General features: G+C 65.4%; 12 protein-coding genes. 8 read left to right on the top strand and 4 right to left on the bottom strand.

Translation table 11 applies throughout. The annotated features are described in order from the left end of the window. Positions 1–87 precede the first annotated feature (87 nt). The 6 genes from rpsF (at position 88) to alr (ending at position 4,867) form a co-directional block, all read left to right on the top strand. Complete coding sequence (gene rpsF, locus IB232_RS16270) at positions 88–501, top strand: 30S ribosomal protein S6 (protein WP_192399646.1); 414 nt, start codon at positions 88–90, stop codon at positions 499–501. 28 nt (positions 502–529) lie between these two features. Further along, on the top strand, positions 530–760 hold the full coding sequence (rpsR, locus tag IB232_RS16265; RefSeq protein ID WP_043310391.1) for a 30S ribosomal protein S18: 231 nt from the start codon (positions 530–532) through the stop codon (positions 758–760). A gap of 37 nt (positions 761–797) precedes the next feature. Then, positions 798–1,691: a hypothetical protein gene (locus IB232_RS16260; RefSeq protein ID WP_192399645.1), complete on the top strand. Its 894-nt coding sequence runs from the start codon at positions 798–800 to the stop codon at positions 1,689–1,691. Between the two features lie 21 nt (positions 1,692–1,712). Beyond that, positions 1,713–2,159: a 50S ribosomal protein L9 gene (rplI, locus tag IB232_RS16255; protein ID WP_192399644.1), complete on the top strand. Its 447-nt coding sequence runs from the start codon at positions 1,713–1,715 to the stop codon at positions 2,157–2,159. Between the two features lie 153 nt (positions 2,160–2,312). Next, positions 2,313–3,707 (top strand): replicative DNA helicase, encoded by a 1,395-nt coding sequence (gene dnaB / locus IB232_RS16250; protein ID WP_137970826.1) that lies wholly within the window; start codon positions 2,313–2,315, stop codon positions 3,705–3,707. Positions 3,708–3,790: 83 nt separating this feature from the next. Next, positions 3,791–4,867 carry an alanine racemase gene (alr, locus tag IB232_RS16245; RefSeq protein ID WP_192399643.1) on the top strand — a complete coding sequence of 359 codons (1,077 nt, stop codon included), beginning with the start codon at positions 3,791–3,793 and terminating at the stop codon, positions 4,865–4,867. Between the two features lie 6 nt (positions 4,868–4,873). Here alr and IB232_RS16240 read toward each other — a convergent pair whose 3' ends face one another. After that, the gene (locus IB232_RS16240; RefSeq protein ID WP_192399717.1) at positions 4,874–6,751 is read right to left on the bottom strand and encodes a diguanylate cyclase; all 1,878 of its coding nucleotides are present in this window, start codon (positions 6,749–6,751) and stop codon (positions 4,874–4,876) included. 219 nt (positions 6,752–6,970) lie between these two features. Here IB232_RS16240 and IB232_RS16235 point away from each other — a divergent pair, with 219 nt between their 5' ends. Further along, a complete protein-coding gene (locus IB232_RS16235) occupies positions 6,971–9,283 on the top strand; it encodes a YgiQ family radical SAM protein (protein WP_192399642.1) in 2,313 nt (770 codons plus the stop codon). Positions 9,284–9,349: 66 nt separating this feature from the next. Here the strand turns inward: IB232_RS16235 and IB232_RS16230 are convergent, their stop codons facing one another. Further along, positions 9,350–10,588 (bottom strand): TIGR03862 family flavoprotein, encoded by a 1,239-nt coding sequence (locus IB232_RS16230; protein ID WP_192399641.1) that lies wholly within the window; start codon positions 10,586–10,588, stop codon positions 9,350–9,352. Positions 10,589–10,707: 119 nt separating this feature from the next. Between IB232_RS16230 and IB232_RS16225 the strand changes: the two genes are divergently transcribed. After that, positions 10,708–11,841 carry an aminotransferase class V-fold PLP-dependent enzyme gene (locus IB232_RS16225; protein WP_192399640.1) on the top strand — a complete coding sequence of 378 codons (1,134 nt, stop codon included), beginning with the start codon at positions 10,708–10,710 and terminating at the stop codon, positions 11,839–11,841. 90 nt (positions 11,842–11,931) lie between these two features. On the opposite strand, the gene IB232_RS16220 is transcribed toward IB232_RS16225, so the two are convergent. Both IB232_RS16220 and IB232_RS16215 read right to left on the bottom strand, forming a co-directional pair. Next, the gene (locus IB232_RS16220) at positions 11,932–12,384 is read right to left on the bottom strand and encodes a TM2 domain-containing protein (protein WP_192399639.1); all 453 of its coding nucleotides are present in this window, start codon (positions 12,382–12,384) and stop codon (positions 11,932–11,934) included. Between the two features lie 53 nt (positions 12,385–12,437). Continuing rightward, on the bottom strand, positions 12,438–13,352 hold the full coding sequence (locus IB232_RS16215) for a histone deacetylase (RefSeq protein WP_225592343.1): 915 nt from the start codon (positions 13,350–13,352) through the stop codon (positions 12,438–12,440). Positions 13,353–13,385: the final 33 nt, after the last annotated feature.

Here is a 13,385-nt window from a genome sequence, read left to right as displayed (position 1 = left end):
CGCCTTCGCTTCGGCAAGAAAAAACGAGTCATTCACTCCTTGCCTGACCACCTTCTGTTGGCAGGCTACAACCCGTAAGGAGCATTCATGCGTCATTACGAAATCATCTTTCTGGTTCACCCGGACCAGAGCGAGCAAGTCGGCGGCATGGTCGAGCGTTACACCAAGCTGATCGAAGAAGACGGCGGCAAAATCCACCGTCTGGAAGATTGGGGCCGTCGTCAACTGGCCTACGCCATCAACAACGTTCACAAGGCTCACTACGTGATGCTGAACGTTGAGTGCAGCGGCAAGGCCCTGGCCGAGCTGGAAGACAACTTCCGCTACAACGACGCTGTGATCCGTAACCTGATCATCCGCCGCGACGAAGCCGTTACCGGTCAGTCCGAGATGCTCAAGGCCGAAGAAAACCGCAGCGAGCGCCGCGAGCGCCGTGATCGCGTTGAAACCGAAACCGCCGAAGGCGATGACGGTGACAGCAGCGACAACGCTGACGAGTAATCCACGGATCTATTGAGGAGCCACATTCATGGCACGTTTCTTCCGTCGTCGTAAATTCTGCCGTTTCACCGCTGAAGGCGTGAAAGAGATCGACTTCAAAGATCTCAACACCCTGAAAGCCTACGTTTCCGAAACCGGCAAGATCGTTCCTAGCCGTATCACCGGTACCAAGGCCAAGTACCAGCGTCAGCTGGCCGTCGCTATCAAGCGCGCCCGCTACCTGGCCCTGCTGCCCTACACCGACAGCCACGGCCGTTGAGAGCAGATCGTCGACAAAGTTGTAAGGGATAAACCGCATGCGCGCCTTGGCTGAGTTCATCATGCGCGGCCGTATGCAGGCCACCCTGGTGGTGGTCGGATCGGCGGCAGTGCCGCTGTTGTTCTGGTTGAGTGCCGCCACCAGCTGCCTGGTGCTGCTGCGGCGGGGGCCGAGAGATGCCATTGGCATCCTCGCCTGGGCATTGCTGCCGGCCCTGGGCTGGTGGCATTTCGGTGAGCCGCGCACCCTGCTGGTGCTGCTCGGTTCGCTGGGGCTGGCGTTGTTGTTGCGCGCCGGTCACGCCTGGGTTCGAGTGGTGCTGGCAAGCATCGCCCTCGGTCTGGTGTATGGCGTGATTCTGGGTGCGGTGTTCCGCGAACCCATCGCGGCAATGGCGGGTGAGCTGTACAAGCTCATGCCGCAGATGCTCGATGGGGTCTACCAGCAGATGTCGGTAGAAGAGCGGACCCGCCTGGAGTCGCTGATCACCCCGGTGCTTACCGGATTGATGGCTGCGTTACTGCAGATCGTCAGCCTGCTCTGCCTGATGCTCGGGCGGTACTGGCAGTCGATCTTGTACAACCCCGGCGGTTTCGGGCTTGAGTTTCGTGCTCTGCGCCTGCCGCCACCACTGGCCTTCGGCCTGTTGGCGGTCATGCTCCTGGCGCCCAATCTGGGTCTCGAGCTGGCCATGCTGACGCCGATGTGCAGCGTGCCACTGGCGTTTGCCGGGGTGGCCCTGCTGCATGGTCTGGCTGCCGCAGGGCGCCTGGCCAGGTTCTGGCTGGTGGGGCTGTATGTATCGCTGCTGCTGTTTATGCAGCTGGTTTATCCGTTACTGGTGGCCTTGGCCATCGTCGACAGTCTGATGGATTTTCGCGGTCGCCAAACGCGCAATAACGGCGCCGGCCCCGCGAACGGTGAAGGTTAAAAGTTAAGAGGTAAGACCCAAATGGAAGTTATCCTGCTGGAAAAAATCGCCAACCTGGGCAACCTGGGCGACAAGGTCAACGTCAAGGCCGGTTACGGCCGTAACTACCTGCTGCCGCAGGGCAAGGCTACCGCCGCTACCGCCGAGAACGTTGCTGCGTTCGAAGCTCGTCGCGCCGAGCTGGAAAAAGCCGCTGCCGAGAAGAAGGCTTCCGCCGAATCTCGCGCTGCTCAGCTGGCCGAGCTGGAAGTCACCATCACTGCCGTGGCCGGTGACGAAGGCAAGCTGTTCGGTTCCATCGGTACCCACGACATCGCCGAAGCCCTGACCGCCTCCGGCGTTGCAGTGTCCAAGGCCGAAGTTCGTCTGCCGAACGGCACCATCCGCCAGGTCGGCGAATTCGACGTAGCTGTGCACCTGCACACCGACGTGGAAGCCACCGTCAAGGTGATCGTGGTAGCTGCCTAAGGCAAGCGACCCAGTGGGCTTGCACGAAGGTGCGGGCCTGCCGACAATCGGGCACTCATCGCTTCGCGGTGCGTGCCCGTTGTTTTTTCTAGAGCCCTTGGCCAAGCCGTGCGGTTTTGCCAAGGCCTCTGAGCGTATGGAATCACAGGTGCCATGAACGACATCAGCGTCCCCCAGCAGTACGACCTGGAAACCGCGGCCCTCAAGGTGCCGCCGCACTCCATCGAGGCCGAACAGGCCGTGCTGGGCGGCCTGATGCTCGATAACAACGCCTGGGAGCGGGTCTCCGACGCGGTGTCGGATGGCGACTTCTATCGGCATGATCACCGCCTGATCTTCCGCGCCGTTGTCACCCTGGCCGAGCGCAACTCGCCGTTCGACGTGGTGACCCTGTCCGAGCAGCTGGACAAGGAAGGCCACCTGAGCCAGGTCGGCGGCCTGGCCTACCTGGGCGAGCTAGCCAAGAACACGCCGTCGGTAGCCAACATCAAGGCCTATGCGCAGATCATCCGCGAGCGCGCCACCCTGCGTCAGCTGATCGGTATCAGCAACGACATCGCCGACATGGCCTACGCGCCCCAGGGCAAGAGCGCGGTGGAAGTGCTCGACGAGGCCGAGCGACAGATCTTCCAGATCGCCGAGGCGCGACCCAAGGCTGGCGGCCCGGTGGGGATCAACGAGATCCTGGTCAAGACCATCGACCGCATCGACGAGCTGTTCAACACCAACGAGGGCCTGACCGGCATCTCCACCGGCTTTACCGACCTGGACGGCATGACCAGCGGCCTGCAGCCGGCCGACCTGGTGATCGTCGCCGGCCGTCCGTCCATGGGTAAGACCACCTTCGCCATGAACCTGGTGGAGAACGCGGTGCTGCGTTCCGACAAGGTGATCCTGGTGTTCTCCCTGGAGATGCCCAGCGACTCGATCGTGATGCGTATGCTCTCCTCGCTCGGCCGCATCGACCAGACCAAGGTGCGTTCCGGCAAGCTGGACGACGATGACTGGCCGCGCCTGACCTCGGCGGTCAACCTGCTCAACGAGCGCAAGCTGTTCATCGACGATACCGCTGGCATCTCGCCGACCGAGATGCGCGCCCGCGCCCGCCGCCTGGCCCGCGAGCACGGAGATATCGGCATGATCATGGTCGACTACCTGCAGCTGATGCGCATCCCGGGTTCCAGTGGCGACAACCGGACCAACGAGATCTCCGAGATCTCGCGCTCGCTCAAGGCCCTGGCCAAGGAATTCAACTGCCCGGTGATCGCCCTGTCGCAGCTCAACCGCTCCCTGGAGCAGCGCCCCAACAAGCGCCCGGTCAACTCCGACCTGCGTGAATCCGGAGCGATCGAGCAGGACGCCGACATCATCATGTTCGTCTACCGTGACGAGGTGTATCACCCGGAGACCGAGTACAAGGGCGTCGCCGAAATCATCATCGGCAAGCAGCGTAACGGCCCCATCGGTACCTGCCGCCTGGCGTTCATCGGCAAGTACACGCGCTTCGACAACCTCGCGCCGGGCCTGTACAACTTCGAAGAAGATTGACCCTTCGCAAGGCTGATCCTGCTCAATGAAAACGGGCGCCCAGCGGTTAAGATGGGCGCCCGTTTTCTTTCCGGAAGTTGCTCATGCGTCCCCTCGTCGCCACCATCGATCTGGCCGCCATTCGCCATAACTACGCCCTGGCCAAGCGCTGTGCGCCGGGTCGGCAGGCGTTCGCGGTGGTCAAGGCGAATGCCTATGGGCATGGCGTGCGCGAGGTGATCAGCGCCCTGCACGACGAGGCCGACGGCTTTGCCGTGGCCAGCCTGGAGGAGGCCGCCGAGGTGCGCGCCATGCAAGGCACGGCGCGCATCCTGCTGCTGGAGGGCTGCTTCAGCGCCGATGAGCTGCCGATGGCCGCCCATCTGGGGCTGGATCTGGTGCTGCAGGGCGCCGAGCAGATCGAGGCGCTGCTCGCCGCCAGCCTGTCGCGGCCGCTGAATATCTGGCTCAAGCTCGACTCCGGCATGCACCGTCTGGGCCTTGCGCCCGAGACTGTGCGCCAGCTGTTCCCGCGCCTGCGCGCGGCGCCGCAGGTAGCCGAGCTGAACCTGCTCAGCCACTTCGCTTGCGCCGACGAGCGCGGCCACAGCCTGACCGAGGTGCAGCTGGAGTGCTTCCTCGATCTGCTCGACCTGGATTTCGATCAGCGCAGCCTGGCCAACTCCGCTGCGCTGCTGATGATTCCGGCCGCGCACATGGACTGGATCCGTCCCGGCATCATGCTCTACGGCGCTACGCCGTTCGCCGACCTGTCCGCCGCCGAGCTGGGCCTGCAACCGGCCATGAGCCTGAGCGCCCAGCTGATCGCCGTGCGCGAGGTGGCGGTGGGTGAGAGCGTCGGCTACGGCGCCGGCTGGGTCGCCGAGCGCGCGTCACGCATCGGCACGGTGAGTTGCGGCTATGCGGACGGTTATCCGCGTCATGCACCAAGCGGCACGCCGGTGCTGATCCGTGGGCAGCGCGTGCCGCTGGCCGGCAGGGTATCGATGGATATGCTCACGGTCGATCTGAGCGATCTGCCCGAGGCCGCTGTTGGCGACACGGTGGAGCTGTGGGGCGCCAACCTGGCGGTGGACGAGGTGGCCCAGGCTGCCGGCACCATCGGCTACGAGTTGCTGACCAAGGTCACCGCGCGCGTGCCGCGGCGCTACAAGGCCTGATCGAACTCAGCTCAACCCGCTGGGCACCTTGAGCACGTCCAGCATCAGGCAGGTCTGCGGACTCAGCTCGCCGTCGCAGCCCTGCAGCACGAAGCCCGAGCGGCCGCGCTGCTTGGCCCGGTACATGGCCTCGTCGGCCGACTTGTACAGGCCGCTGAACTGCAGCGCATGCTGCGGATAGAGCGCGGCGCCGATGCTGATGGTCACCGCCAGGCGGTTGGCGCCGTACAGCACCGGCCGCGACAGTTCGCCGAGCAGGCGCGCGGCGATCTCCTGGGCGTGCTGCTGGGCATCCGGGCCACACACCAGCACGGCGAACTCGTCGCCGCCCAGGCGCGCCACCATGTCGTTGGTGCGTACATGCTCGCGCAGACGATGGCCGATGGTGCGCAGCATCAGGTCGCCGGCATCGTGGCCGTAGCGGTCGTTGATCGGTTTGAAGTGATCGAGGTCGACCAGCATCAGCGCCACCGATTCGCCGCGCCGCTGGGCGTCGGCCAGCGCCACTTCGGCGCGTTCGATCAGGTAGCGGCGGTTCGGCAGTTCGGTCAGCGGATCGTGGAAGGCGGCATGCTGCAGGCGCTGCTCGCGCTCGCACAGTTGCTGGTTGGCCTGAGCCAGCTCTATGGTGCGCAGGCGCACCGCTTCCTGCAGTTCGTCGGCGCTGGCCTGCATCTGCGCCAGGCGTGCGGTCTTCTCGCGGTCGGCCTGCAGCAGGGCCTCGGCCTTCTCCTGCTTGAGCGTCTGAATGCGGTAGGCCAGGGCGAAGGAGAACAGGATCGACTCGGCCGCTACCGCCAGGGGGAACACATAGGCGTTCCAGGTGGCCGGTTGCACCAGGCCGGTGGAGCGCATCAGTGCCAGGCTGATGCTGCCGAGGATCAGACCGTAACCGAACAGGTAGAGCAGGGCGGGGAAGTAGCCCTGGCGCCAGCGGATCATCGCCGAGCCGAGCGCCGCGGGAATGCTGGTCAGCGACAGCAGGGCGATCAGCCAGGCCGAGGCGCCGCGCAGGCCGAAGGCCTCCATGCCGATGGCGATCACGTAGCAGACGCAGGCCAGGCTCAGCAGGTGGTGGGCCCAGCGCACATGGATGCGGGTCTGCAGCAGGGTCTGGGTGAAACGGCAGGCGCAGAACCCCCACAGCGAGGGCAGGGTGATGCGGTCCAGCCAGAATGGCACCGGCGCGTCCGGCCACAGATACTGGAAGCCGTGGCCGCTCATGCTGACGATCAGCAGCAGGGCGCCGGCGGTGGTCAGTACGTACCAGAAGTAGGCGGTGTCGCGCAGAGTGAAGAAGATGAACAGGTTGTACAGCAGCAGGGCGGCGATGATGCCGTAGATCAGGCCAAGGCCCAGGTTCTCCTGGCTGGCCAGGTGGTCCAGGCCGTCCAGCTGCCAGACCCGCAGCGGAAAGGAGTTGCCGGCGGGGTCGAAGCTGCGCAGGTAGAAGGTCTGTGGCGTTTCGCCCAACTCCGGCAACTGCAGCACTGGGCGTCGGTAGTCATGGTCGCGGCCCTCGGCGAAGCTGACCCGCTCGCCGACCTGGCGCTGGTTCCAGCCGCCCTTGCCGTCGGGTGTATACAGCTGCAGGTCGAGCTGGGTCACCGCGCCGATCTCCAGCCACCAGCGTTTGGGGGCGTCGGCGCTGCGCTGCAGCTCCAGCTTTATCCACCAGGGATTTGGGTTCTGTCCGACGCTGGCCAGGCCCTTGGCCGGCACGAAGCGCTGCTGCACGGCCGGGTCGGCCATGTCGCTGATGCCCAGCCGGCCGCCGACATCTTCCAGCAGCATGATCTGCCCGTTCAGCTGTTGCCCGCTGCTATTCGCCTGCAGCTGGACGGCGGCGTGCAGGCGCCCGCCGAGCAGGCTCAGGCACAACATCAACAGCAGCGCATGCGGGATCGAGCGTCGCACCTGGGGACTCCTTGTTCCGGGTTCGGGCTGGCGTTTTGCAACCAGGCCCGAGTATAGCCATGGAAGTGACCGTGATCACAAATTGACAGCATGGCTGCGCATGAGCAACTGAGCGTCGGAGTCGGATTCTGTATGTTTTTTGTGCTATATTCCGCGCCCCCGTGAAAGCCCGGTTGATCAAAAAACATGCAACTCGCCAAGCCGCTGTTCGACTATCCCAAGTACTGGGCCGAGTGCTTTGGTCCCGCACCCTTCCTGCCGATGAGCCGGAAAGAGATGGATCAGCTCGGCTGGGACAGCTGCGACATCATCATCGTCACCGGTGACGCCTACGTCGATCACCCGTCCTTCGGCATGGCCATCATCGGCCGCCTGCTCGAGTCCCAGGGCTTCCGCGTGGGCATCATTGCCCAGCCGGACTGGCGCTCGAAGGACGACTTCATGAAGCTCGGCCAGCCGAACCTGTTCTTCGGCGTGGCGGCGGGCAACATGGACTCGATGATCAACCGCTACACCGCGGACAAGAAAATCCGCTCGGACGACGCCTACACCCCCGGCGGCCTGGCCGGCGCCCGCCCGGACCGCGCCAGCCTGGTCTACAGCCAGCGCTGCAAGGAAGCCTACAGCCAGACCCCCGTGGTCCTCGGCGGCATCGAAGCATCGCTGCGCCGCATCGCGCACTACGACTACTGGCAGGACAAGGTGCGCCGCTCGATCCTGATGGACGCCACCGCCGACATCCTGCTGTACGGCAATGCCGAGCGCGCCGTGGTCGAGATCGCCCAGCGCCTGGCCTTCGGCGAGGCGGTCGAGAACATCACCGACGTGCGCGGCACCGCCTTTATCCGCCGTGATACGCCGGAAGGCTGGTACGAGGTGGATTCCACCCGCATCGACCGTCCGGGCAAGATCGACAAGATCATCAACCCCTACGTCAACACCCAGGACACCGCCGCCTGCGCCATCGAGCAGGAGAAGGGACCTCAGGAAGATCCCAACGAAGCCAAGGTCGTCGAGCTGCTGCCCAGCCCGAAGATGACCCGCGCCAAGACCGTGATCCGCCTGCCGTCCTTCGAGAAGGTGCGCAACGACCCAGTGCTCTACGCCCACGCCAACCGCGTGCTGCACCTGGAGACCAACCCGGGCAACGCCCGCGCCCTGGTGCAGAAGCATGGCGAGGTGGATGTGTGGTTCAACCCGCCGCCCATCCCGATGACCACCGAGGAAATGGACTACGTGTTCGGCATGCCCTACGCGCGCGTGCCGCACCCGGCCTATGGCAAGGCGAAGATCCCGGCCTACGAGATGATCCGCTTCTCGGTCAACATCATGCGTGGCTGCTTCGGCGGCTGCACCTTCTGCTCGATCACCGAGCACGAGGGCCGCATCATCCAGAACCGTTCGCACGAATCGATCATCCGCGAGATCGAGGAGATGCGCGACAAGGTGCCGGGCTTCACCGGCGTGGTCTCCGACCTCGGCGGGCCGACCGCCAACATGTACCGCATCGCCTGCAAGAGCCCGGAGATCGAGTCCGCGTGCCGCAAGCCGTCGTGCGTGTTCCCCGGCATCTGCCCGAACCTGAACACCGACCACTCGTCCTTGATCGAGCTGTACCGCAAGGCCCGTGCCCTGCCGGGCGTGAAGAAGATTCTGATCGCCTCCGGCCTGCGCTACGACCTCGCCGTGGAGTCGCCGGAGTACGTCAAGGAGCTGGTCACCCACCACGTCGGTGGCTACCTGAAGATCGCCCCGGAGCACACCGAGGAAGGCCCGCTGAATCAGATGATGAAGCCGGGCATCGGTAGCTACGACAAGTTCAAGCGCATGTTCGAGAAGTACTCGAAGGAAGCAGGCAAAGAGCAGTACCTGATCCCGTACTTCATCGCCGCGCACCCGGGCACCACCGACGAGGACATGATGAACCTCGCCCTGTGGCTCAAGCGCAACGACTTCCGCGCCGATCAGGTGCAGGCCTTCTATCCGTCGCCGATGGCGTCGGCCACGGCCATGTACCACTCGGGCAAGAACCCGCTGCGCAAGGTCACCTACAAGAGCGACGGCGTGACCATCGTCAAGAGCGAGCAGCAGCGCCGCTTGCACAAGGCCTTCCTGCGCTACCACGACCCGAAGGGCTGGCCGATGCTGCGCGAGGCGCTGGAGCGCATGGGCCGCAGCGATCTGATCGGCAACGGCAAGCACCACTTGATCCCGACCTATCAGCCGCAGACCGACGAGTACCAAAGCGCCCGCCGCAAGAACTCGACCCCGGCCGGCAGCAAGAAAGTCGCCGGCAACGGTGGCGGCAAGCCGCAGGGCGGCGGGCGCATCCTCACCCAGCACACCGGTCTGCCACCGCGTGGCAGCGACGGCAGCAAGACCTGGGACAAGCGCGAACAGGCCAAGGCCGCCGCCGAGGCCCGGCGCAAGGCAGAGAAATCCGGCGCCGGCAAGCCTGCCAGCAAGAAGCCGGGCAAGCGCCCGGTGGCTCCGCGCTAATCCGTAGGCTGTACTCGCCGCAGGTAGCAACGCTTTCGGGGAGTATGGTGGGCTCCCGAGCCCGCTCTACCGCCGGTTGAGCCACTCCAGCGCGCCCAGGCCGGCGGCGCGGCCGCTGGCGAAGCAGGCGGTGAGCAGGTAGCCGCCGGTTGGGGCCTCCCAGTCGAGCATCTCGCCTGCGCAGAAGGTGCCGGGCAGGGCACGCAGCATCAGCTGCTCGTTCATGGCAGCGAAGGTCACGCCCCCGGCGCTGGATATGGCCTCGTCCAGTGGACGGGTACGCAGCAGTTCGATGGGCAGTGCCTTGATCGCCCGCGCCAGGCGGCTCATGTCGGCGAAGTCCTCGGCGTTGGTCAGCTCGCGCAGCAGTGCGGCCTTGGCGCCGTCCAGGCCGAGCTGGCGATGCAGGTGCTTGGCCATCGACGCCGAGCCGCGTGGCTTACATAGCAGCGCAGTGACTTTCTCCAGATCGCGATCCGGCTGCAGATCCAGGCGCACCAGCGCGCGGCCATCCCGCTCGATGCGCTGGCGGATGGCGGCGGACAGTGCATAGACCAGGCTGCCCTCGATGCCGTGCTCGGTGAGCACGAACTCGCCACGCCGCGGCGACTCGCCATCCAATGCCAGGGTCACATTCTTCAGCGGCGCACCGGCGAACTTGCCGCGCAGGTGTTCGCTCCAGACAGCCACCTCGAAACCGCTATTGGCCGGACGCAGTGGCGAGACCTCGACCCCGCGCTGTTCCAGCAGCGCTACCCAGGCGCCGTCCGAGCCGAGTCGTGCCCAGCTGCCGCCGCCGAGGGCCAATACGCAGGCGTCTGCTAGCAGCAGGCGTTCGCCATCGACACCGGCAATACGCAGCTCGCCCTGGTCATTCCAGCCCAGCCAGCGGCTGCGTGTATGGATGACCACCCCGGCCTCGCGCAGGCGCTTGAGCCAGGCGCGCAGCAGCGGCGCGGCCTTCATATCGGTGGGAAACACGCGGCCAGAGGTGCCGACAAAGGTGTCGATGCCCAGGCCGTGAATCCAGGCGCGCAGGGCCTCGGCATCGAAGTCCGCCAGTAGCGCGGCGATCTCCTGCTCACGCTCGCGGTAGCGGGCGAGGAAGGGCGCCTTGGCCTCGGAATGGGTGATGTTCATGCCGCCGACCCCGGCCAGCAGGAACTTGCGTCCGACCGATGGCATGGCATCGAACAGCTCGACCCGCGCACCACCGGCCGCCAGCACTTCGGCGGCCATCAGGCCGGCGGGGCCGCCGCCGATAATGGCAACCAGAGGCTTGGAAAGGGTAGTGGTGTCGGTCATGGCGGGGCGAGGCAGGCGATGGCAAAGCGGCATTCTACCCGACGCATCGGTCGCCAGCCTTGTCATCTGCGCGGGCTTCGGGCAGGGTCTGGGCATCAATCCCAGCCAGAGTGAGTGTCATGTCCGGCCTCTATCCCAGTGTCGATCCTGAAGGTCTGCTCGAATATTCGGTGGTCTACACCGACCGCTCCCTCAACCATATGTCGCAGACCTTCCAGGGCGTGATGCGCGATATTTCCAGCACCCTGAAGCGCGTCTACAACGCCCACGCCGTGGCCGTGGTGCCCGGCAGCGGCACCTTCGGCATGGAGGCGGTGGCGCGCCAGTTGGCGACCGGGCAGAAGACCCTGGTGATCCGCAATGGCTGGTTCAGCTATCGCTGGACGCAGATCTTCGAGATGGGCCAGATCCCCGCTGCCTCCACCGTGCTCAAGGCCCGTCCGGTAGCTGCTGGTGCTCAGGCGGCCTATGCCCCGGCACCGCTGGCCGAGGTGCTGGCGACCATCGCCAAGGAGAAGCCGCAGGTGGTGTTCGCGCCGCATGTGGAGACTTCCTCGGGGATGATCCTGCCCGACGACTACCTTCGCGCCGTGGCCGATGCCGTGCACGCGGTGGGCGGCCTGTTCGTGCTCGACTGCATCGCTTCCGGCACGCTGTGGGTAGACATGCAGGCCTGCGGTGTCGACGTGCTGATCAGCGCGCCGCAGAAGGGCTGGAGTGCCTCGCCCTGCTGCGCCCTGGTGATGCTCAGCGCGGCGGCCCAGGCCCGAGTCGAGGCGACCCAGAGCAGCAGCTTCGCCTGCGACCTGAAGAAGTGGCTGCAGATCATGCAGGCCTACGAGCAGGGCGGCCATGCCTACCACGCGACCATGCCCAGCGACGCCCTGGCGCGTTTCCGCGATGCGATGAAGGAGGCCGAGGCCAATGGCTTCGCCGAGGTCTGCCAGCAGCAGCGCGAGCTCGGCCAGCGCGTGCGCGCTCTGCTCGCCGGCAGGGGCTTCAAGAGTGTCGCCGCGCCAGGCTTCGAGGCGCCCGGTGTGGTGGTCTGCTACACCGACGATGCGCAGATCAAGAACGGCAGCAAGTTCGCCGCCCAGGGCCTGCAGATCGCCGCTGGCGTACCGCTGCAGTGCGACGAACCGGCAGACTTCCAGACCTTCCGCCTCGGCCTGTTCGGCCTGGACAAGCTGAGCAATGTCGAGCGCACGGTGGCCACTCTCGAACAGGCGCTGGATAAAGTTCTAGCTGGTTAACCCAAGCCCGCCGCGCGCATCACCCGCGAGGCGCTGTGCGGGTACGGCCTTTGCCTCCGCGATGCGGCACTCAGGACTGCGGACAGGCTTTCAGTCCGGCCGCTCCAGCAAAAGTTCGCTGAAGTCGGTTGGCGTTGCCGGCGTATCCCCGATCAGCGCGGCGGCGATCAACACGATGAATATGAACAGCAGGCCAAGGCTGACGATGGCGATAAACCAGCTGCTGCCATCGGTATGGCCGTAACGGGATTTCCAGTGTTGCTTGTCGGCTGTCAGGAAGGCGACCGCCTCCACAAGGGCGATCAGCATGGGCACGCCGCTCCAGCACAGCAGAAAGTAGAAGATGCCCCACCACTGGCCCAGGTAGAAGCGGTGCACGCCCAGACCGCCGAGAAACAGGGCGAGCAGGCCAGCGACCAACTGGCTGCGCGGCTTGAGATTCTGCTCGGCGTTGCAGGCCGGGCACAGGTTGTCCAGGTGTCCGATGCTCGTACCGCAATAGCGGCAGTAGACCTGTGTGGCATCGGTGGGCTGGCTTGGCATGGGCAACTTCCTGTCGGTGAGGCGGCGATCCTAGCAACGCGCTATTCGTGCGGCTAGCCGCGTAGCGCCTGGAGTACCCGCGCGGCGCTGTGATGCAGGATGCCGTGGCGGCGTGCAAGCAGGGCGCGGTCCTGGTCGTAGCCGCCGCCGATCACCCCGACCACCGGGATATCGCGCTCCAGACAATGGCGGAACACCGCTTCGTCGCGGGCGGCGATGCCGGCGTCGGTCAGTTGCAGGTAACCGAGACGGTCGTCCTTGTGCACATCGACGCCGCCGTCGTACAGCACGATATCCGGCTGGTACAGGGCCAGCAGGTAGCCCAGGCTGTCGTGCACCACCTTGAGGTAGTCGGCGTCGCCCATGCCGATTGGCAGGCCGATGTCCCAGTCGCTCCTGGCCTTGCGCGTCGGGAAATTCTTCTCGCAGTGCAGCGATACGGTGATGGCGTCGGGCACGTTCTCCAGCAGGCGCGCTGTGCCGTCACCCTGGTGCACGTCGCAGTCGTAGATCAGCACCCGGCCGACGCGGCCGCTTTCCAGCAGGTAGCGGGCCATCACTGCCAGGTCGTTGAAGATGCAGAAGCCGGAACCCTCGGCGAAGTGCGCATGGTGAGTGCCGCCGGCCAGGTGGCAGGCGATGCCGTGTTCGAGCGCCAGTTCGGCGGCCAGCAGTGAGCCGCCCACCGCGCGCACGGTGCGCCGGGCCAGCGCTTCACTCCAGGGCAGGCCCAGGCGGCGCTGTTCCTGATGGGTGAGCGCGCCGCTGGCGAAGCGCTCGATATAGTCCGGGCAGTGGGCCAGGGCGAGGATGTCCGGTGGGCAGATCTCGGGGCGATGCAGCTCTTCGTCGCGCACCAGGCCGCTGTCCACCAGGTGGTCGCGCAGCAGGCGAAACTTTTCCATGGGGAAGCGGTGGTTGGCCGGGAAGGGCGGGCTGTAGTCGTCGTGGTAAACCAGCGGCAGCATAATGAGCAACTCTCGCAGCCATTTGAAAAACTA

The organism is Pseudomonas sp. PDM15 (assembly GCF_014851565.1).
Taxonomy (GTDB): domain Bacteria; phylum Pseudomonadota; class Gammaproteobacteria; order Pseudomonadales; family Pseudomonadaceae; genus Aquipseudomonas.
Note: the sequence above shows the minus strand (reverse complement) of the source record. Positions and strands in the feature narration are given on the sequence as shown.

Excerpts from the sequence above, each read along its gene's own strand:
- rpsF (WP_192399646.1), top strand. The coding sequence starts at position 88 with ATGCGTCATTACGAAATCATCTTTCTGGTTCACCCGGACCAGAGCGAG.
- rpsR (WP_043310391.1), top strand. The coding sequence starts at position 530 with ATGGCACGTTTCTTCCGTCGTCGTAAATTCTGCCGTTTCACCGCTGAA.
- IB232_RS16260 (WP_192399645.1), top strand. The coding sequence starts at position 798 with ATGCGCGCCTTGGCTGAGTTCATCATGCGCGGCCGTATGCAGGCCACC.
- rplI (WP_192399644.1), top strand. The coding sequence starts at position 1,713 with ATGGAAGTTATCCTGCTGGAAAAAATCGCCAACCTGGGCAACCTGGGC.
- dnaB (WP_137970826.1), top strand. The coding sequence starts at position 2,313 with ATGAACGACATCAGCGTCCCCCAGCAGTACGACCTGGAAACCGCGGCC.
- alr (WP_192399643.1), top strand. The coding sequence starts at position 3,791 with ATGCGTCCCCTCGTCGCCACCATCGATCTGGCCGCCATTCGCCATAAC.
- IB232_RS16240 (WP_192399717.1), bottom strand. The coding sequence starts at position 6,751 with ATGTTGTGCCTGAGCCTGCTCGGCGGGCGCCTGCACGCCGCCGTCCAG.
- IB232_RS16235 (WP_192399642.1), top strand. The coding sequence starts at position 6,971 with ATGCAACTCGCCAAGCCGCTGTTCGACTATCCCAAGTACTGGGCCGAG.
- IB232_RS16230 (WP_192399641.1), bottom strand. The coding sequence starts at position 10,588 with ATGACCGACACCACTACCCTTTCCAAGCCTCTGGTTGCCATTATCGGC.
- IB232_RS16225 (WP_192399640.1), top strand. The coding sequence starts at position 10,708 with ATGTCCGGCCTCTATCCCAGTGTCGATCCTGAAGGTCTGCTCGAATAT.
- IB232_RS16220 (WP_192399639.1), bottom strand. The coding sequence starts at position 12,384 with ATGCCAAGCCAGCCCACCGATGCCACACAGGTCTACTGCCGCTATTGC.
- IB232_RS16215 (WP_225592343.1), bottom strand. The coding sequence starts at position 13,352 with ATGCTGCCGCTGGTTTACCACGACGACTACAGCCCGCCCTTCCCGGCC.